This is a genomic window from Chromobacterium sp. LK11, from assembly GCF_001043705.1.
Lineage (GTDB): Bacteria > Pseudomonadota > Gammaproteobacteria > Burkholderiales > Chromobacteriaceae > Chromobacterium > Chromobacterium alkanivorans.
This window is the reverse complement of sequence record NZ_LDUR01000019.1, coordinates 30,614-48,750: the sequence shown is the minus strand read 5'-3', so window position 1 is coordinate 48,750 and position 18,137 is coordinate 30,614. Positions and strand designations below refer to the sequence as shown.

At 64.6% G+C, this 18,137-nt stretch carries 18 protein-coding genes; 4 read left to right on the top strand and 14 right to left on the bottom strand.

The window, feature by feature from the left end; translation table 11 throughout:
• Positions 1-113: 113 nt before the first annotated feature.
• Positions 114-971 carry an efflux RND transporter periplasmic adaptor subunit gene (locus tag VK98_RS13310; RefSeq protein WP_048414498.1) on the top strand — a complete coding sequence of 286 codons (858 nt, stop codon included), beginning with the start codon at positions 114-116 and terminating at the stop codon, positions 969-971.
• Between the two features lie 64 nt (positions 972-1,035).
• Here the strand turns inward: VK98_RS13310 and VK98_RS13305 are convergent, their stop codons facing one another.
• From VK98_RS13305 to VK98_RS13265, 9 genes are all read right to left on the bottom strand, one after another.
• Positions 1,036-1,890: a neutral zinc metallopeptidase gene (locus VK98_RS13305; RefSeq protein WP_048414497.1), complete on the bottom strand. Its 855-nt coding sequence runs from the start codon at positions 1,888-1,890 to the stop codon at positions 1,036-1,038.
• 184 nt (positions 1,891-2,074) lie between these two features.
• On the bottom strand, positions 2,075-2,587 hold the full coding sequence (locus VK98_RS13300) for a phosphatidylglycerophosphatase A (RefSeq protein ID WP_048414496.1): 513 nt from the start codon (positions 2,585-2,587) through the stop codon (positions 2,075-2,077).
• Entirely contained in the window at positions 2,571-3,521 is a 951-nt protein-coding gene (thiL, locus tag VK98_RS13295) for a thiamine-phosphate kinase (protein ID WP_048414495.1), read from the bottom strand. Before thiL ends, VK98_RS13300 begins: the two co-directional genes overlap by 17 nt.
• 81 nt (positions 3,522-3,602) lie before the next feature.
• Positions 3,603-4,049: a transcription antitermination factor NusB gene (gene nusB / locus VK98_RS13290; RefSeq protein ID WP_048414494.1), complete on the bottom strand. Its 447-nt coding sequence runs from the start codon at positions 4,047-4,049 to the stop codon at positions 3,603-3,605.
• A 66-nt stretch (positions 4,050-4,115) separates the two neighbouring features.
• Positions 4,116-4,586 carry a 6,7-dimethyl-8-ribityllumazine synthase gene (gene ribH, locus VK98_RS13285; protein WP_048414493.1) on the bottom strand — a complete coding sequence of 157 codons (471 nt, stop codon included), beginning with the start codon at positions 4,584-4,586 and terminating at the stop codon, positions 4,116-4,118.
• 79 nt (positions 4,587-4,665) lie between these two features.
• On the bottom strand, positions 4,666-5,772 hold the full coding sequence (ribBA, locus tag VK98_RS13280) for a bifunctional 3,4-dihydroxy-2-butanone-4-phosphate synthase/GTP cyclohydrolase II (RefSeq protein WP_048414492.1): 1,107 nt from the start codon (positions 5,770-5,772) through the stop codon (positions 4,666-4,668).
• Positions 5,773-5,950: 178 nt separating this feature from the next.
• Positions 5,951-6,613 (bottom strand): diphthine--ammonia ligase, encoded by a 663-nt coding sequence (locus VK98_RS13275; protein WP_231589279.1) that lies wholly within the window; start codon positions 6,611-6,613, stop codon positions 5,951-5,953.
• Positions 6,610-7,227, bottom strand: coding sequence for a riboflavin synthase (locus VK98_RS13270; RefSeq protein ID WP_048414491.1), 618 nt, complete (start codon positions 7,225-7,227; stop codon positions 6,610-6,612). Before VK98_RS13270 ends, VK98_RS13275 begins: the two co-directional genes overlap by 4 nt.
• A 97-nt stretch (positions 7,228-7,324) precedes the next feature.
• Positions 7,325-9,589, bottom strand: a complete 2,265-nt coding sequence (locus tag VK98_RS13265) for a TonB-dependent hemoglobin/transferrin/lactoferrin family receptor (RefSeq protein WP_053077381.1) — start codon at positions 9,587-9,589, stop codon at positions 7,325-7,327.
• A 112-nt stretch (positions 9,590-9,701) separates the two neighbouring features.
• Between VK98_RS13265 and VK98_RS13260 the strand changes: the two genes are divergently transcribed.
• The 3 genes from VK98_RS13260 (at position 9,702) to VK98_RS13250 (ending at position 12,941) form a co-directional block, all read left to right on the top strand.
• Positions 9,702-11,312 (top strand): peptide chain release factor 3, encoded by a 1,611-nt coding sequence (locus VK98_RS13260; RefSeq protein ID WP_048414490.1) that lies wholly within the window; start codon positions 9,702-9,704, stop codon positions 11,310-11,312.
• Positions 11,313-11,332: 20 nt separating this feature from the next.
• Positions 11,333-12,199, top strand: a complete 867-nt coding sequence (locus VK98_RS13255; RefSeq protein WP_053077380.1) for a mechanosensitive ion channel domain-containing protein — start codon at positions 11,333-11,335, stop codon at positions 12,197-12,199.
• A gap of 97 nt (positions 12,200-12,296) precedes the next feature.
• Positions 12,297-12,941 (top strand): TetR/AcrR family transcriptional regulator, encoded by a 645-nt coding sequence (locus VK98_RS13250; protein ID WP_019102235.1) that lies wholly within the window; start codon positions 12,297-12,299, stop codon positions 12,939-12,941.
• A gap of 225 nt (positions 12,942-13,166) precedes the next feature.
• Here the strand turns inward: VK98_RS13250 and aroF are convergent, their stop codons facing one another.
• The 5 genes from aroF to VK98_RS13225 form a co-directional block, all read right to left on the bottom strand.
• Positions 13,167-14,183: a 3-deoxy-7-phosphoheptulonate synthase gene (gene aroF, locus VK98_RS13245; protein WP_048414489.1), complete on the bottom strand. Its 1,017-nt coding sequence runs from the start codon at positions 14,181-14,183 to the stop codon at positions 13,167-13,169.
• A gap of 22 nt (positions 14,184-14,205) precedes the next feature.
• Positions 14,206-14,775 carry a hypothetical protein gene (locus tag VK98_RS13240; protein ID WP_048414488.1) on the bottom strand — a complete coding sequence of 190 codons (570 nt, stop codon included), beginning with the start codon at positions 14,773-14,775 and terminating at the stop codon, positions 14,206-14,208.
• A 54-nt stretch (positions 14,776-14,829) separates the two neighbouring features.
• On the bottom strand, positions 14,830-15,411 hold the full coding sequence (locus VK98_RS13235) for a TIGR00730 family Rossman fold protein (protein WP_048414487.1): 582 nt from the start codon (positions 15,409-15,411) through the stop codon (positions 14,830-14,832).
• Between the two features lie 80 nt (positions 15,412-15,491).
• Entirely contained in the window at positions 15,492-16,565 is a 1,074-nt protein-coding gene (pheA, locus tag VK98_RS13230) for a prephenate dehydratase (protein ID WP_048414486.1), read from the bottom strand.
• 266 nt (positions 16,566-16,831) lie between these two features.
• Positions 16,832-18,040 (bottom strand): MFS transporter, encoded by a 1,209-nt coding sequence (locus VK98_RS13225; RefSeq protein WP_048414485.1) that lies wholly within the window; start codon positions 18,038-18,040, stop codon positions 16,832-16,834.
• Between the last annotated feature and the right edge of the window lie 97 nt (positions 18,041-18,137).

Genomic DNA, 18,137 nt, shown 5'->3' with positions numbered 1-18,137 from the left:
GCCGCTGCGAGAGTCCGCTCCATGTCCGCCGCGCGCCGCGAAGCCTTGCCGGTCCGTCTCGCTCCGCCGCGAGGCCTTGGACCAACCCTGAAACACCATTTCGGATAATCAATATGCGAATCAACACCCTCATCCGCTATCTGATCACCTTGCTGCTGCTGGCGCTCGCCGTCTGGCTGGGCAAGGCGCTGTGGGACCACTACATGCATTCGCCGTGGACCCGTGACGGCCGCGTGCGCGCCGATGTGATCACCCTCTCCTCCGACGTGGCCGGCCTGGTGACCCAGGTGGCCGTCAAGGACAACCAGCCGGTGCGCAAGGGCGACGTGCTGTTCACCGTCGACCGCAGCCGCTACGCGGCGGCGCTGGCCCAGGCCGAAGCCGCGCTGGACGGCCAGCGCACCGAGAAAAACCGCCGCGGCAAGGAGGCGGCGCGCCGCGACGGCCTGGACAGCGCGGTGGTTTCCGCCGAGAACCGCGAAACCGCGACCTTCGCCGCCGCCGCAGCCGGCTCCCAATACCAAGCGGCACTGGCGGCGCGCGACCTGGCCCGGCTCAATCTGGAACGCACCGTGGTGCGCGCCCCGGCGGACGGCTACGTGACCAACCTCAACGTCCATGTCGGCGACTTCGCCGCCGTCGGCGCGCCCAAGCTGGCGCTGATAGACCGCAACTCCTACCGCGTGGAAGGCTATTTCGAGGAAACCAAGCTGCCGCTGCTCAAGCCCGGCTCCAAGGTGGAGATCACCCTGCTCAGCGGCGGCCCGACGCTGCGCGGCCACGTCGCCAGCATCGCCCGCGGCATCACCGACCGCGACGCCGGCACCGGCCGCGAGTTGCTGGCCGACGTCAACCCCACTTTCAACTGGGTGCGGCTGGCGCAGCGGGTACCGGTGCGCATCGAGCTGGACGAACTGCCGTCCGAGCCCTTGCTGGTGGCCGGCACCACCTGCACCGTGGTGGTGCGCTGAGATCGCCGCGACAATGAAAAAAGGGGCCTAACGGCCCCTTTCTCATTCCTCGATTGAACAATTTTCACAAACGCCGCGCGCGGAAGGTGTCGCACTGCGCCATGTCTCCGCTGTCGAAGCCGCGGCGGAACCAGCGCACGCGTTGCTCGCCGCTGCCGTGGGTGAAAGAGTCCGGCATCACTTCGCGGCCGGCCGAACGCTGCAGGGCGTCGTCGCCTATCCTGGCCGCGGCGTTCAGCGCCGCCTCCAGATCGCCCGGTTCCAGAATCCGCCGCGCCTGGTCGGCGTGACGCCCCCATACTCCGGCCAGACAGTCCGCCTGCAACTCCTGACGCACCGACAAGGCATTGGCTCGCCGCTCGTCGCCGCGCGCCATTTCCTCGTCCACCTTGGCGGAGATGCCGAGCTGATGCTGGACATGATGTCCGACTTCATGCGCGATCACGTAAGCCTGGGCGAACTCGCCCGGCGCGCCCAGCTCGCGGCCCAGGGTCCGGAAAAACGACAGGTTGATGTAGATTTTCTCGTCGCCGGGACAGTAGAACGGACCGATGGCCGCGTCGCCGCGGCCGCAGGCCGTAGGCGTCGCGCCGCTGAACATCACCAGCTTGGGCGGACGGTAACGCTCGCCCCGGGCTTCGAACAAAGGCCGCCACACGTCTTCGGTGTCCGCCAGCATCACGCGGATGAACTTGGCGTCGCGATCGTCCGGCGCGCTGGCCCTGGCCGGCGCCTGCTGCTCGGCCGCCGGCTCCATCTCGCTGATCAGATTGATCACCGTCATCGGGTTGACGTCGAAAACCAGCCAGGCCACCAGGCCGATCAGCACGGCGCCGACGCCTACCGCCCCGCCGCCTCTGCCGCGCTCGCCGCGGCGGTCTTCCACATTATCGCTTTCCCGGTTTCCATCCCAACGCATGTCCCATCTCCGCAGGCCAAATCATCGCTTGCCCATGCCTGACCGCCGCGGCCGCCAGCACATGGGCATTTAAAAATCGACATGGTGCGCGTTTGAACCGGAGCCGGCCAGCCGCCGCGTCGTCACGCTCTCAGCGCCCGCGCCAGGACCAACCGCCGACGCGCAACAGATCGTAAACAGGTTCTTACAGCAAGCGCCAGATTCCCCACTGCACCGCCAGCGCGAACAGAGCCGCCAGCAGGTCGTCCACCATCACGCCGAAACCGCCGCCCACATGACGGTCCAGCCAACGTATCGGCCAAGGTTTGAGAATGTCGAAAAAGCGGAACAGCGCAAAAGCCAGCAGCCAGGCCAAGGGCGTGGCCGGCGCGAAGGCCAGCACCAACAGCATGGCGACGATCTCGTCCCAGACGATGCCGCCGTAGTCGTGCACGCCCAGCGCCCGGCCGCTGTAGCCGCAAATCCAGATGCCGGCGACGAACAGCGGCAGGCACAGCGCCGCCAACGCCAGCCCGTGCACGCCCAGCGCGTTCAGGATGAAGAACAAGGGATAGGCGGCCACCGTGCCCCAGGTCCCCGGCGCCTTGCGCGCCAAGCCGCTGCCGAAGCCGAAAGCCAGGAAATGGGCGGGATGGCTCAGCACGAAACGCCAGTCCGGTTGCAACTTCAGGGTTTCCGTCTCATTTGAAATGGTCATAGCCGGTGCTTTCCAGTTGAATGATGTTGCCGTCGCCGTCCAGCAGGCTGACGCCCTGGCCGGCCGCGATGCGGCCGATGCGGCTCAGCCGGCAACCCGCCGCCGCGGCGCAGGCCTCTATCTGGACCCGGCGCGCGGCCGGCGCGGTGAATACCAGTTCGTAATCGTCGCCGCCCGCGGCCAGGCAATCCAGCCATTGCCCGCGCGCGGCCTCCGCCAGCGGGTGCGACGGCAAGGCCTCGGCCCACACTTCCGCCGCCACTTGCGAGGCGGCGGCGATATGGCCGAGATCCGACAGCAGGCCGTCGGACACGTCGGCGGCGGCGTGCGCCAGTGGCAGCAAGGCCCGTCCCAGCGCGATGCGCGGCTCGGGGTATTCCAGCTTGCTCCAGGCCGCCTCGCGCAAGCCGTCCGGCAGCGGCGCGATCCGGCCCAGCCGGCTGCGCACCGCCATCGCCCCCAGGCCCAGCTCGCCGCTGACCCAGACGTCGTCGCCCGCGCGAGCGGCGGCGCGACGCAGCGCCTGGCCGCGCGGCGTCTCTCCGCCCACGGTCACGGACAGCGTCAACGGACCGCGCGTGGTGTCGCCGCCGATCACATCGACCCCGTGCCGTTCCGCCAAGGCGAAAAAGCCTCGGGAAAACCCGGCGGCCCAGACCTCGTCCATCGCCGGCAAGGCCAGCGACAGCACCACCCAGCGCGGCGCGGCGCCCATCGCCGCCATATCGGACAGATTCACCGCCAGCGCCTTGTGGCCCAGCGCCTCCGGCACGACGTCGGCGAAAAAGTGCCGCCCTTCCACCAGCATGTCCACCGAGACATGCAGATCGCAGCCCGGCGTCGGCCGCAGGATGGCGGCGTCGTCGCCGACGCCCAGGACCGCGCCGCCAGCCGGACGCGTGAAATAGCGGCGGATCAATTCAAATTCGTTCATCACGATCTTTCTGTTCGGCCGATGCAAAAACACCCGCGGCCGCGGGTGTGTTCTGAATCTGACGGCGCCGGCGACAAAGCCTCAGTTCTGGCGACGCGCCTTTTGCGACGCCACTTCGTCGGCGCGCACTTCGGCGGCCAGCTTGTCCAGCACGCCGTTGACGAATTTATGGCCGTCGGTGCCGCCGAAGGTCTTGGTGATTTCGATGGCTTCGTTGATGATCACCGGATACGGGGTTTCCGGGTGCTGGGTCAGTTCCAGCGCGGCCATCAACAACACGGCGCGTTCCACCGGGCTGACTTCGTCTTCGGCGCGCTCGTAGTAGCGGCCGATCTGATTGGACAGCGCGCCCACGTCTTTCAGCACGCCGTACAGGATCTCGCGGAACAAGGCTTCGTCGGCCTTGGCGAAGTATTCATTCTCGCGCAGGTGCTTTTCGATCAGGGAGGCCGGACGGTCCGGGTTCAATTCCCATTCGTAAATGCCCTGGATGGCAAATTCGCGGGCGCGGCGGCGAGCGGTTTTCATAGAGGTGTTCCTTGTAAAGAGCGGGGAACCGGGCAAGCCCGGCTCCGGTATCTTGGCGGGAGCCGATCAGCCGCGCAGGATGCGCTTGCGCAGATTCACCATCTCCACCGCCACGGCAGCGGCCTCGCGGCCTTTGACTTCCATGCGCACTTCGGCCTGCTCGTCGGTTTCGGTGGTCAGAATCGCGTTGGCGATCGGGATGTCGAAGTCCAGGCCAACGCGGGTCACGCCTTCGCCGGATTCGTTCGACACCAGTTCGAAATGGTAGGTTTCGCCGCGGATCACCGCTCCCAGCGCCACCAGCGCGTCGAAGCGGCCGCTCTTGGCCATGGTCTGCAACATCAGCGGCACTTCCAGCGCGCCCGGCACCGTGGCCAGGGTCACGTCCTCTGCGGCCACGCCCAGCCGGGCCAGCTCGCCCAAGCAGGCGTCGCGCAAGCCTTCGCAAACCGGGGTGTTGAAACGCGACATCACAACGCCGATTTTCAGGCCCTTGCCCGTCAGATCGGGTTCTATACGCTGGATAGCTTGAAGCATCTTGTTCCTCGCGGCGGAATCACTACGGAAAACCGGAGATTCTACCTCAATCCCCGGGCCTTAGCCATTGCGCCGCCGCTCATTCCTCGTCCACGTGGAAGGCGTGCGGCTGGCAAAAGCCGGTCACTTCCAGATCGAAGCCGGTCATGGACGGCAGGCTGACCGGGGCGGCCATCAGCTTCATCTTGCCCACGCCCAACGCCTTGAGCATTTGCGCGCCGATGCCGAAGGTCTTGCTGTCCCAACGCTGCTTCTGCTGCTCCAGACCCAGCGCGCGCTGCGCCAAGTCCTCGCCGGTTTCGTCGCGGTACAGCAGCACCACCACGCCGTGGCCGGCTTCTTCTATCATTTCCAGCGCATTGGGCACGGTCCAGGAGTGCTGGCTGCACAGGGGCGCCAGCACGTCGATCACCGACAAGGGCTCGTGCACGCGCACCAGGGTTTCGCGCTCCGGCTGGATCTCGCCCTTGACCAGGGCCAGATGGGTGGCGCGGGTGGTGATGTCGCGGAACACGTGCAGTTCGAAAGCGCCGAACGGGGTGTCCACCGGCCGCTGTCCCACTTTTTCCACCAGCGATTCGGTGCGGCTGCGGTACTGGATCAGGTCGGCGATGGTGCCCACCTTCAAGCCGTGCTCGCGCGCGAACTCCACCAGCTCCGGCAAACGCGCCATGGTGCCGTCGTCGTTCATGATTTCGCAGATCACGCCGGCCGGCTCCAGGCCGGCCAGCATCGCCAGATCGCAGCCGGCTTCGGTGTGGCCGGCGCGGATCAGCACGCCGCCCTTTTGCGCCTTCAGCGGGAAGATGTGCCCCGGCTGCACCAGGTCCGCCGGCTTGGCCAGACGCGCCACCGCGGCTTGCACGGTGCGGGCGCGGTCAGCGGCGGAAATGCCGGTGGTCACGCCTTCGGCGGCTTCGATGGACACGGTGAAATTGGTGCTGTACGGCGTGCCGTTGTTGCTGACCATCAGCGGCAGGTTCAGCTGCTGGCAGCGCTCCTCGGTCAAGGTCAGACAGATCAGGCCGCGGCCGTGCTTGGCCATGAAGTTGATCGCCTCCGGGGTGACGAACTCCGCCGCCATCACCAGATCGCCTTCGTTCTCGCGGTCCTCGGCGTCCACCAACACCACCATCTTGCCCGCCTTGATGTCGGCGACGATGTCCTGAATCGGGGAAATAGTCATACCATCTTCCTTTGTAAGCACTTGTTTTTTAGCGCGGGCCCCGCCCGCCTGAATTCATTATCGGAACCTGTTCAAAGTCCCGCGGGCCGGAGCGAGACAAGCTGAAGAAGCGGGCGCATCAGCATTCCAAAGCCGTATCGCCGCGCCTCACGAAGCGCAGCGGACTTTGAACAGGTTCTCAGCCTGGCGACAGGTCCAGGCTGACATACTCTCCATGGCGGTGGATCTCGCCGTCGCGCAGACGCAGGGGCCGCGCGAACAAGGGGCCGTCCGTCGCCAGGGTGTGAAACTCGCCGGCCTCGGCGCAAGGGTCCAGGCCTTCCGCCAGCATCCGGTCCACCAGTTCGTGGCTCAGTTCGCGGCCCAACCACTGCTCGCTCGCCAGCCGGGTGTTCACCACCACGATGCGGGCGCTGAAGCCCGCGTCGATGAATTCCCGCACCAAGGCGGCGCGCGGCTGCTGCCACAACGGCAGCCATGCCTGCAGGCCGGCCGCGGCGCAGACCTTCTCTTCCCACTCGCGGTGGGCGTCCAGATCGATGTCGCCGAACACCGCCGCCTCGCAACCGTCGGCGCGGGCCTCGCCCAGCCGGGCGATGAACTCGGCCTCGTAGCCGGCCCAGCTCGCGCGCCCCACCCGCAAGGGCAGGCCCAGCGCCGCGGCCTGCAGCGCCAGCACTTCCGGGCGCAAACCGTGCGAGCGCGAACGCTCGCCGCTCTCGTCCGCCATCGTCAGCAAGGCTTGCGGACTGGAGCCGGCTTGCACCGCGCGCCACAGCGCCAGGCAGGAGTCCTTGCCGCCGCTCCAGGAGGCCAGCACGCGCCGGCCGGCCAGGTTCACGCCGCGGTCCCGCGCTGGGCCAGCACCCGCTCCACCGTCTCCACGATGGCCTGGGTCTGCGGGTCCACCTCGATATTGATCAGATCGCCCACTTTGCGCGACTTGATGATGGTGCGCTCCAGGGTTTCCGGAATCAGGTGCACGCAGAAGCGATTGTCCGCCACCTCGCCTATGGTCAGGCTGATGCCGTCAATACCGATATAGCCCTTGGCGAACACGTATTTGATGTGTTCCGCCGGCAATTCGAACCAGACGGTGCGGTTATTGGGCAGATCGATCACCCGGGCCACCTTGGCCAGGCACAGAATATGGCCGGACATCGCATGGCCGCCGATCTCGTCGCCGAAGCGCGCGGCGCGCTCGATATTGACCAGATCGCCCGTTTGCAGCAGGCCGAGGTTGGTGACGCGCAGGGTTTCGCGCATCAGGTCGAAGGAAACTTGATCGCCGTTGACGGCGGTGACGGTGAGGCAGCAGCCGTTGTGGGCCACCGAGGCGCCCAGCTCCAGGCCGGGCAGCAATGCGGCGGGCAAGCGCAGCGTATGGGTGCGGAAGTCCTGCTTCTCCGTGATGGCGATCACTTCCGCCACCCCTTGGACGATACCGGTAAACACGAAGACGCTCCTTTGCTAGGGATTCGGAGCGCCATTGTAACGCAAGGAGGGGCCCGCGGCCCCTCCTGGTCTCAAATCAAACGCAAGCGGAGTTAGCTCAGAAACGCCAGGACACGCTGGTGCGGATCGCCCGACCCATGCCTTCCGCGCCTTCGGTCAGATAGGGGGTGTACTCCCGATTAAACAGATTATCCACCGCGGCCCGCACCTCTACCCCCTTAAGCTTGCCTGTCGGCTGCCAGCTGGCAAACAGTCCGGCCAAGGCGTAGCCATGTTGCGGGGCAAAGCCATACATCACTTCTGGATTGACCGCTTGCGGAACCCTATCCTGAGCGCGAACGAACTTGCCCTGCCCGCCCACGGTAAGCCCAAGTTTCCGGAAGGTATGCCCGAAAGTCAGCACCGCCTTGCGCGGGGGGATTTGCACCATAGGCTCGGACTTGCCCCAGGGGTCACGCAAACTATGCGCATGCTGGCCCGTCATGGCCGACAAGGAGAGGCTGCCGAACCAGCCGCGCCACTGATAATGGCTATCCAGTTCAAAGCCCTGAATGACATAACCCGGCAGGTTACGGTAAAAGCCGGTGCCTTTCGGCGGTTCAACACCTGGCGCGTCGCCCGTTCGCTTATTGCCTAGGCGCATCCAAATATTGTCATGCACGTTTTGCTGGAACCAAGCCAAAGAAGCAGACAGCCGATCACCCTTTGCAAGCACTCCCACTCCATCAAAACTTACGCCCAGACGTAAAGCATCAAGGGTTTCGGGTTTCAGTTGACGGCTGGTGCCAGATAGGTTGGAGCTCCTGGTCTGAACATGGTAGACCTCGTCCACATTAGGCGCGCGCCAGGTATGGGCATAGGCCGCATCCACCGTCCAACTTGGCGCGAACTGCCAGGCCAGCGCCAGACGCGGCGACCAGCCGGCATAACTGACAGGCCGGTAGTCATGCCCAGCCGACGCGTCGCTATAAATCGGCGCCAGGTTGGGACGCCCCTGCAACTGCACATGGTCATAGCGCAGCGACGGCATAATTTTCAGCTCCGCCAATGGTCGCCACTCATGCACCCAGTACGCGGAACGCATGGTCTCCTTGCCTTTGGAGGAACCATAAGGATTGATCCAACCATAGTTGTAATCGGCGTTTTTAGCCTGAGGCGCCAAATAAGTCAAAGGGTCCCAATCTTTCTGAGACCAGCTGACGCCCGTGGTAATCGTTTGGCTGGTCCAGCCCTCGCCTATATTGGCGACATTACGAAACTCCAGCGTCTTGTCACGCTGCGTCACCCAACTTTCCTGGCCGTAAGAGTTGCGAAAATCAACCTTCCAGGCGCTCTCCGGTCGACGGTCATGTTGAAATCGCCGAGACTGGCTATAAGTCAATTGCCAATCCAGCCACGATAAATCAGGACTGGCATAGCTCCACTCGGCGCTCACGGAGTCAACATCCTGCTCACGCCACACTGTTTTCTTCAGCCAAGCTTCTTCTAGGCCCAACTTCTGGATTTCCCATTCGGTAGGCGCGGGAATATCGCCTCCGCGCGCTGCCCATGGGGTTCTCAACTGCTCACTTTGCTGAACAAAACCCAGCTTGAACTGATGCCCGGTCGCCGGCCGCCAAGTCAGCTTCAACATCCCGGAGCGCTGAGAGCCTCCCGAGAAATGGTATGGGCGGCCATTTGCCTGCTCGCCATCTCCCCCGCGGCTGTGCGTGATGTAAGCCAACAAATCCAGCGGCTTGCCCGCACCGCCCGCATACGCCGCCACGGACTGACCAAAACGATGACCGTTATCCTGGTAAGACAGCTTGGCGAAACCGCCTACCGATTTACCCGGCAACAACAACTCGCGTACCGTCTTGGTTTCTGCCTTGACCACACCGCCAAACGCGCCATTGCCGTAGAACGGCGAATGCCCGCCCTTCAGCACCTCAACCGAGCCCAACAGCTCAGGATCCACAAAGGATGTACCCTGCTGATATTTATCAAAATTCTGGGCAGTGCCATCCAACGTAACCGGAACATGCTCAACAGCGTCAAAACCCCAGACATTGATGGTCTGGCCGCCGGGCCGCGGCGAACCACCGGCGTTGACGCCGGGCAGCGCGTCCAGCACTTCGGCCAGCGAGCGGGCTTGCGGCCGCTCGATTTCCTCGCGATCCAGCTTATTGCTGCCTACCCGCGCCTGCGGGCCGTCGGCGGTGACGTGGACGGTGTCCAGGCGCGCCAGCGCCTCGGCGGCCCAGACTCCGGGCGCGGCCAGGCAGGCCAGGCTCAGGACCAGCGCCTTGGGGCGGAAACGCGGCGGATTTTGGGCAGGAGAAATGGAATCAGAGCAAGACGGGGAAAGGTAGCAGCCAAGCATCACGGTTTTGTTTTATTAATGATAATCATTCTCAATATTAACATAAAACTTCCACCTTAAGGCAAGTCCGGTAAAATAGCCGGCTTTATCGAATTCCAATACAAGCATCCCCATGTCCGCCGAACTCGCCCGCATCGCTGAAGAAGTGTCCCACCGCCGCACCTTCGCCATCATCTCCCACCCTGACGCCGGTAAGACCACGCTGACCGAAAAGCTGCTGCTGTTCTCCGGCGCCATTCAGATGGCCGGCACCGTCAAGGGCAAGAAAGGCGGCAAGTTCGCCACCTCCGACTGGATGGAGATCGAGAAGCAGCGCGGCATCTCGGTGGCGTCCTCGGTGATGCAGTTCGAATACCGCGACCACACCGTCAACCTGCTGGACACCCCGGGCCACCAGGACTTCTCCGAAGACACCTACCGCGTGCTGACCGCGGTGGACAGCGCCTTGATGGTGATCGACGCCGCCAAGGGCGTGGAGGAGCAGACCATCAAGCTGCTGAACGTCTGCCGGCTGCGCAGCACGCCCATCGTCACCTTCATGAACAAGTACGACCGCGAGGTGCGCGACAGCCTGGAGCTGCTGGACGAGGTGGAGAACGTGCTGAAGATCCGCTGCGCGCCGATCACCTGGCCCATCGGCATGGGCAAGGCCTTCCGCGGCGTTTACAGCCTGCTGAACGACGAGGTCATCCTGTTCGAGCCGGGCGCGGAAAAGCTGATCACCGACGTGGAAGTGATCAAGGGCATAGACAACCCGCGCCTGGACCAGCTGTTCCCGCTGGAAATGGAACAGCTGCGCATGGAGATCGAACTGGTCAAGGGCGCATCCAATGAGTGGAATCTGGACGAATTCCTGGCCGGCGAGCTGACGCCGGTGTTCTTCGGCTCCGCCATCAACAACTTCGGCGTGCGCGAAATTCTGGACGCGCTGATCAACTGGGCGCCGGCGCCGCAGCTGCGCGACGCCACCGTGCGCGAAGTCTCGCCCACCGAAGGCAAGTTCTCCGGCTTCGTGTTCAAGATCCAGGCCAATATGGACCCCAAGCACCGCGACCGCATCGCCTTCCTGCGCGTGTGCTCCGGCCAGTTCGAGCGCGGCATGAAGATGAAGCACCTGCGCCTGAACCGCGACATCGCCGCCTCCAGCGTGGTGACCTTCATGTCTCACGACCGCGAGATCGTGGAAGAGGCCTTCGCCGGCGATATCATCGGCATTCCCAACCACGGCAACATCCAGATCGGCGACAGCTTCTCCGAGGGCGAGGAACTGACCTTCACCGGCATCCCCTTCTTCGCGCCGGAACTGTTCCGCGGCGTGCGCATCAAAAACCCTTTGAAGCTGAAGCAGCTGCAAAAAGGCTTGCAACAGCTGGGCGAGGAAGGCGCGGTGCAAGTATTCAAGCCGCACAGCGGCGGCGACCTGATCCTGGGCGCGGTGGGCGTGCTGCAGTTTGAAGTGGTGGCCTCGCGACTGGCGGCCGAATACGGCGTGGACGCGGTGTTCGAATCCGCCAGCATCTGGTCGGCGCGCTGGTTCAGCTGCGACGATCGCAAGAAGCTGGACGAGTTCGTCAAGGCGCTGCAGATCAACATCGCCACCGACGCCGGCGGCAACCTCGCCTACCTGGCCCCCAACCGCGTCAACCTGCAACTGACTCAGGAACGCTGGCCGGACATCGTATTCCACGAAACCCGCGAACACGCGGTCAAACTCAACGACTGAAGCTGAAACCGACCCACGCCATGGAGCCCAAGGCCACCCTGTTCGACTTGATAAGCTATCTGCGCGACAACTACTCGCACGAGATAGCGCGCTCGCTGATCCTGATCGCCGCCCTGCTGATCATCCGCCTGGTGGTGGACCGGCTGCTGGCGGCCAACAACAGCATAGCGATCGAGTCGAAACGGCGCTGGTCGGTGAACACCCGCAACATCCTGTTCGTCTCCGGTCTGGCCGGCATCGGCCTGATCTGGGCCAGCGAGCTGCAAACCATCGCGGTATCGATGCTGGCCTTCGCCGCCGCGCTGATCCTGGCCACCAAGGAATTGATCATGTGCCTGTCCGGCGGCCTGGTCCGCCAGACCTCCAACAGCTACAGCCTGGGCGATCACATCGAAGTGGGCGCGGTGCGCGGCCGGGTGGTGGACATCGGCCTGCTGTCCACCACGGTGATGGAGATCGGCCCCAACCACAGCTCGCACCAGATGACCGGACGGGCGCTGACCTTCCCCAACAGCCTGCTGCTGTCCACGCCGGTAATACGCGAAAACTACATGGGCGACTACGTGATGCACATCGTCAACGTCCCCATGGCCTACACCGTGCCGCCCATCCGCGCCGAGCGCCTCTTGATGGCGGCGGCGGAAGAGTCCTGCCAGCCTCACCTGGAAGTGGCGCGCCAGCACATGGAAGACATGGCCAAGCGCAACCTGGTGGACATTCCGTCGGTGGAGCCGCGCATCGCGCTGCAACCGGTGGACGAAAAACGCTATCAGTTGATCTTGCGCATCGCAATTCCGGCCCGCGACCGGCATCGTATCGAACAGACCATCTTGCACAACTTTCTGGCGCAATGCTTTCCGGAGCAGGACGCCGCCGCCCTCGCCTGAGACGACGGGCGGTCCGGGCGCAAATAATTAGAGCAAGAACTCCAAATTTGCGTTAGAATGGCGCATCGCGAATGTCATTGAACAGCCCAAGCGCATCATGAGCAAAAACAGAATCAAAACCTACGACCGCATCATCCAGGAGAGCCTCAAGCTGTTCAATGAACAGGGCGAGCGCAGCATCACCACCAATCACATCGCCGCGCACCTGGGCATCAGTCCGGGCAATCTGTACTACCACTTCCGCAACAAGGAAGAGATCGTCTACCAGATCTTCCTGATGTACCGCGAGTTCATCAATCAGCGCCTGGCGGTGCCGGAAAACCGCGAGATGACGGTGGACGACCTGGTCAACTACCTGGACACCGCCTTCCTGGCGATGTGGCAGTTCCGCTTCATGTTCTACGACCTGCCGGGCATGCTGGCGCGCAATCCGCAGATGCAGTCGGAGTACCACCAGTTCGTCAACACCGAGCTGAAAAACATCCTGGCCGAACACTTCCGCGAATTCATCCGCCTGGGCCTGCTGGAAATGGACGAGGAAGACATTGAGCCGGTCAGCATCAATATCTGGCTGGTGGTGAAGTTCTGGTTCGCCTTCGAGCAGACCGCGCGCCCCAAGGCCCCGATCACCGAGGAATCCGGCCACCGCGGCGTGCTGCAGGTGCTGGCTCTGCTCAAACCCTATGTGCAGGACCAATACATGGGCGCCTTCCGCGCGCTGTGCGAGCGCCACAAGGTTTGATTCGCTGACATCCGGAAACAACAAAGCCGCATGATCGCGGCTTTTTTTCATGCGTCGACACTTAGAACGTGCTTACGATCGCGCGAGCTAGAGCGAGACAAGGCGTTGCGGCTGAGAAAGCGGAATGTACACATGGCACATGAGCATTTCGAAGCAGGTTTCAACGCCCTTATCCAACTATCCCGCCGACGCGCAGCAGATCGTAAACAGGTTCTTAAGAACAGACTACAGGCTGCGCCCCAAGGCCGCCGCCAAGGGCCGCAACTCCGCCATCAGCGTGGCCAGCCCTTCCGGCGTCAAGGCCTGATCCGCCTCGCACAAGGCGGCCTCCGGCTGCGGGTGCATGTCCAGCAGCAGGCCGTCGGCGCCGGCGGCCAAGGCCGCCCTGGCCAGCGCCGGCACCAGCCAGGCCTTGCCGGCGGCGTGGCTGGGATCGACGATCACCGGCAAATGGGTTTCGCGCTTGAGCAAGGGAATCGCGCTGACGTCCAGCGTGGCGCGGTAGGCCGGTTCGAAGCTGCGAATGCCGCGCTCGCAGAACACGATATTGTGGTTGCCGCCGGCGGCGATGTACTCGGCCGCCATCAGCCAGTCGCCCAGCGTCGCGGCGACGCCGCGTTTGAGAATCACCGGCTTGTTCAAGCGCCCCACTTCTTTCAGCAATTCAACGTTCTGCATGCTGCGCGAACCAATCTGGATCACATCCACGCCCTGCTCCAGGAACACGTCCAGCATGCGCACGTCGGCCAGTTCCGACACCACCGGCAAGCCCTCGGCGCGGCCGGCGGCGATCAATTGCTCGATGCCCTCGACGCCCAGGCCCTGGAAACCATAAGGACTGGGGTGCTGCTTGAACACCCCGCCGTGCAGCAGCCGGCAGCCGGCGCTACGCGCCGCCGCCGCGGCCTGCGCGATCTGCTGCGCCGACTCCACCGCCGACGGCCCGGCGATCACCTGCAAGGCTTCGCCGCCGAAGGCCAGGCCCCGCGCCTGCACCACGCTGTTTTGCGGATGGGTTTCGCGAGACACGATGCGGTACTCGCGCACCACCCGCATCGCCCGCTCCACCCCCGACATTGATTCGAACATTTCCGGCGACAGGCTGCGTTCGTCGCCCACCGCGCCTATGATGGTGCGCTCCGCGCCGCGCGACACATGCTCGCTGAGCCCCGCGCCTTGGATCTTGGCCACCACGGCGGCCACTTCGCTTTCCGGCGCCTGCCGGTTCATGATGATGATCATCCGCTATCCCGTTCAAAACCCTTCACGACCGCCTGCGCCAACGCCCGGCCAAGCGCCGCCCTAGCCGCGACCAGAACGACGGACGCGACGCGACGCGCCGGAAAAAACCAGCCAGCGCATGCGCCAGCCGCCACGGTGCCGAAGCGCGCAAGCGCTCGAACACGCGCTCGCGCCAGCAAACGAAGCCATTATACAGCCGCACGAACCAGGACACCCGCATCAGCGCCGGCCGGGTCAGCGCGAACAACCGCGCCGCCAGCGCGGTGCCGCCCAGCTTGGCCAGCAAGATGATCAGCAGCCCCAGCAGCGCGTGGCCGCGCCCAATCAGGAACAGCGCCGCCAGCTTGACCGGCAGCAGCAGCGCGGCCGGCAGCGCGAACATCGCCAGGGCCGCCCACGGCGGCAAGGCGGCGATGCGCCGCTCCAACGCCGCCAGCGGCGGCCATGCCGCCAGCCGCCCCAGCGCCGCGGACAGCTCGTCCCAGGCGTACTCCTCGAACAGAATCACCAAGGCCGCCAGCAAGGCCAGCGGCCAGGTCAATATCCGTTTCAGCCGGCGCCAGCCCAGCGTCGCCGCTTCGCGCACCCGCATCGCGTCAGCGCCCGGCCACGATCTTGCGAGCCGAGACCAGCGGGCGCAAGGCGATCAGGCCTTGGCCAGGTCCAGCCACTTGACCACCTCCCTCGGCTGATAGGCGCGCATCTCCGTCAGCAGCGCCGGCAAATCCTCGTTGATGCGGAACAGGTCCATATTGCCCGGGCGGGCGAAGCCCTCGGCCACCGCGTGCTCCATCAGCCGGTGCAAGGGCTGATAATAGCCGGCGGCGTCGAGCAGGCCCACCGGCTTGCCGTGCAGGGACAGCTGACCCCAGGTCAGGATTTCGAACAGTTCGTCGAAGGTGCCGAAACCGCCCGGCAGCGCGATGAAACCATCGGACAACTCAGCCATCAGCGCCTTGCGCTGGTGCATGGTTTCGGTGACATGAATTTCCGTCAAACCGGTATGCGCCACTTCCTTGGCCTTGAGGAACTCCGGAATCACGCCGATCACCTTGCCGCCGGCCGCCAGCGCGGCGTCCGCGGCCACGCCCATCAGGCCGACCTTGCCGGCGCCATAGACCAGGGTCACGCCCTGTTCGGCCAACGTGCGGCCAAAGTCGCGTGCGGCCGCTTCGTATTCGGGCTTGACGCCCTTGTTGGAGCCGCAAAACAGACAGATAGCTTTCATTCTTGTTTTTCCCCTAGAAAACATCAGCGTCAAAAACACAACGGGCCGCTGCGCGGCCCGCTTGCATCCTCATCCGGCGTTCAAAGCACGGCGAGCGGATAAGAACCCAGCACCTTGACGAAGGAAGTGCACTCGGCGAGGCCGGCCAGCGCCTGCTGCACATTGGCGTCGTCACGGTGCCCTTCCATATCGATGAAGAACACGTAGTCCCACAGCCCGGCGCGCGACGGCCGCGACTCGAACTTGCTCATCGACACCCCATTGCCGGCAATCGGCGCCAGCAGATGATGGACCGCGCCCGGACGATTGGGCGCCGACACCACCACCGAGGTCTTGTCCTGGCCGGTGGCGCCCACGTCCTGCAGCCCCAGCACCAGGAAGCGGGTGGTGTTGTTGGGCTCGTCCTCGATATTGGACGCCAGCTTCAACAGCGCGTAGCGCTCGGCCGCGGCCTGGCCGGCGATCGCCGCCGCGCCCTCGTCTTCGGCCGCCAGCCGCGCCGCCTCGGCGTTGCTGGCCACCGACACCCGCTCCACCGCTTCCGGCAGATTCTTGTTCAGCCACTCATGGCACTGCGCCAGGGCCTGAGCGTGCGCGTACACGCGGCGGATGCCGTCCATGCCCTCCACCTTGCGCAGCAAATGGTGATGGATGCGCAGCACCACTTCGCCGCAAATCTTCAGCGGACTGGTCACCATCAGGTCCAGCGTGCGGCCCACCGCGCCCTCGGTGGAGTTCTCCACCGGCGCCACCACGTAATCCAGGCCGCGCGACTCCACCAGGCGGAAGGCCTCGTCGATCGAGCTACAGGCCACCGTGCGCGCGGCGTGGCCGAAGTGCTTGAGCGTGGCCAGCTGACTGAAAGTGCCTTCCGGCCCCAGGTAGGCGATGGACAAGGGCTTTTCCAGCGCCAGGCATTCGGACATCACCTCGCGGAACAAGCGCGCCACCGATTCGCCCGGCAAGGGGCCGGGGTTCAGATCCTTGACGCGGCGCAGCACCTGCGCCTCGCGCTCGGGCCGATAAATAATGCCGCCGCCCTTGATCTCGCCGATCTCGCGCGCATGGGTGGCGCGCTGATTCAGCAGATTGAGGATTTCCACATCGATGTTGTCGATGGCGTCGCGATGCTGTTTAAGTAAATGTTCCGACACGGCTTCCAGTCTTTCTCTATTGCATACATCCTGTTCAGAGACGCGCGCGCCCGCGTTTGAGCGCGCGGCTCTCGAAACACCCAGTTTCCGCGAGATGAGTCATGCTCGCAAGCCTTTGTCGCGATAAAAACGCGGACAGCGGGACAGCTCCTAGCCGAAACAAGTCCACACTCGGTTGGCCAGGTCCACCACGAAATCGGCGCGCAGATACATCCCGGTCAAGCAGGCCAACAGCAGCGCCGCGCCGACGGACAGCAGCAAGGCTCTCATGCGTCCTCCTTGGCGAAACTCGCCGACGGCGTTTCGCGCACCGGCAGATTGGCGGCGGCGGCCAGCAGCCCCAAGGCGATCGCCAGCATCCACACCAGATCGTAGTTGCCGAGCAGGTCGTAAAGCGCCCCGCCCAGCCACACGCCCAGGAAGCTGCCCACCTGATGCGAGAAAAACACCGCGCCGGACAGCATGCCCAGATGGCGCACGCCGAACATGCCGGCGATCACACCATTGGTCAGCGGCACCGTGGACAGCCACAGAAAACCCATCGCCGCGGCGAACACCGCCACCGAAACGCCGCTGAGCGGCAGCAACAGGAAAACGGCGATCACCACGCTGCGCGCCAGGTAAATGAAGCTGAGCAGGCCGGGCTTGGACCAGCGGCTGCCCAGTTCGCCGAAGGCCATGGTGCCGAAGATGTTGAACAGGCCAATCAGGGCCAGCGCCAGGCTGGCGGTGCCGCCGCCCAGGCCGTGGTCGCGCAGATAGGCCGGCAGGTGCACGCCGATGAATACCACCTGGAAACCGCAGACGAAATAGCCCGCCATCAACAGGCGGAAGCCGCGCTCGCGCCAGGCGGCGGCGAAAGTGGCCGCCATGCTGCGCAGCAAATGCGTGGACGCGACGGTTTGCGCCGGCTGGTCCTCGCGCGCCAGCCAGCCGGCCAAGGGCAGCATCAGCGCTGCGCAGCCGGCCAGGATCAAGAGCGCAGGCAGCCAGCCCAGGCCGTCGATCAAGCCCTGTTCCACCGGAATCATCGCGAACTGACCGAAAGAGCCCGCCGCCGCGACGATGCCCATCGCGCGCGAACGGTAGGCCGGCGGCACGCTGCGCGCCACCACGCCGAAAATCACGCTGTAGGTGACACAGGACAGCGCCAGGCCAAGCAGGACGCCGGCGGACAAGGAAAACAGCAAGGGCGTGCCGGACACCGTCATCAAGGCCAGGCCGGCGACGTAGAGCAAAGCGCCGCCCAGCAGCACCTTGCCGGAGCCGTGCCGGTCCGCCAGCGCGCCGGCAAACGGCTGCGCCAGGCCCCAGACCAGGTTCTGCAAACCCAGCGCGAAGGCGAAAGCCTCCCGGCTCCAGCCGAAGGCCTGGGTCATCGGCGGCATGAAGAAGCCGAAGCCGTGGCGTATGCCCATGGCCAGCGACACGATCAGGCCGCCGGTCAGCAGCAATCGCTTGATGGAATCGTTCATCGCTTGTCTCCATGTGAAATAACAGCGGCACGGCTGTTGTGATCATAGGGCAAAACCGGCGCCGCCAAAACAAAACCGGCCAGCGCAGGCGCCGGCC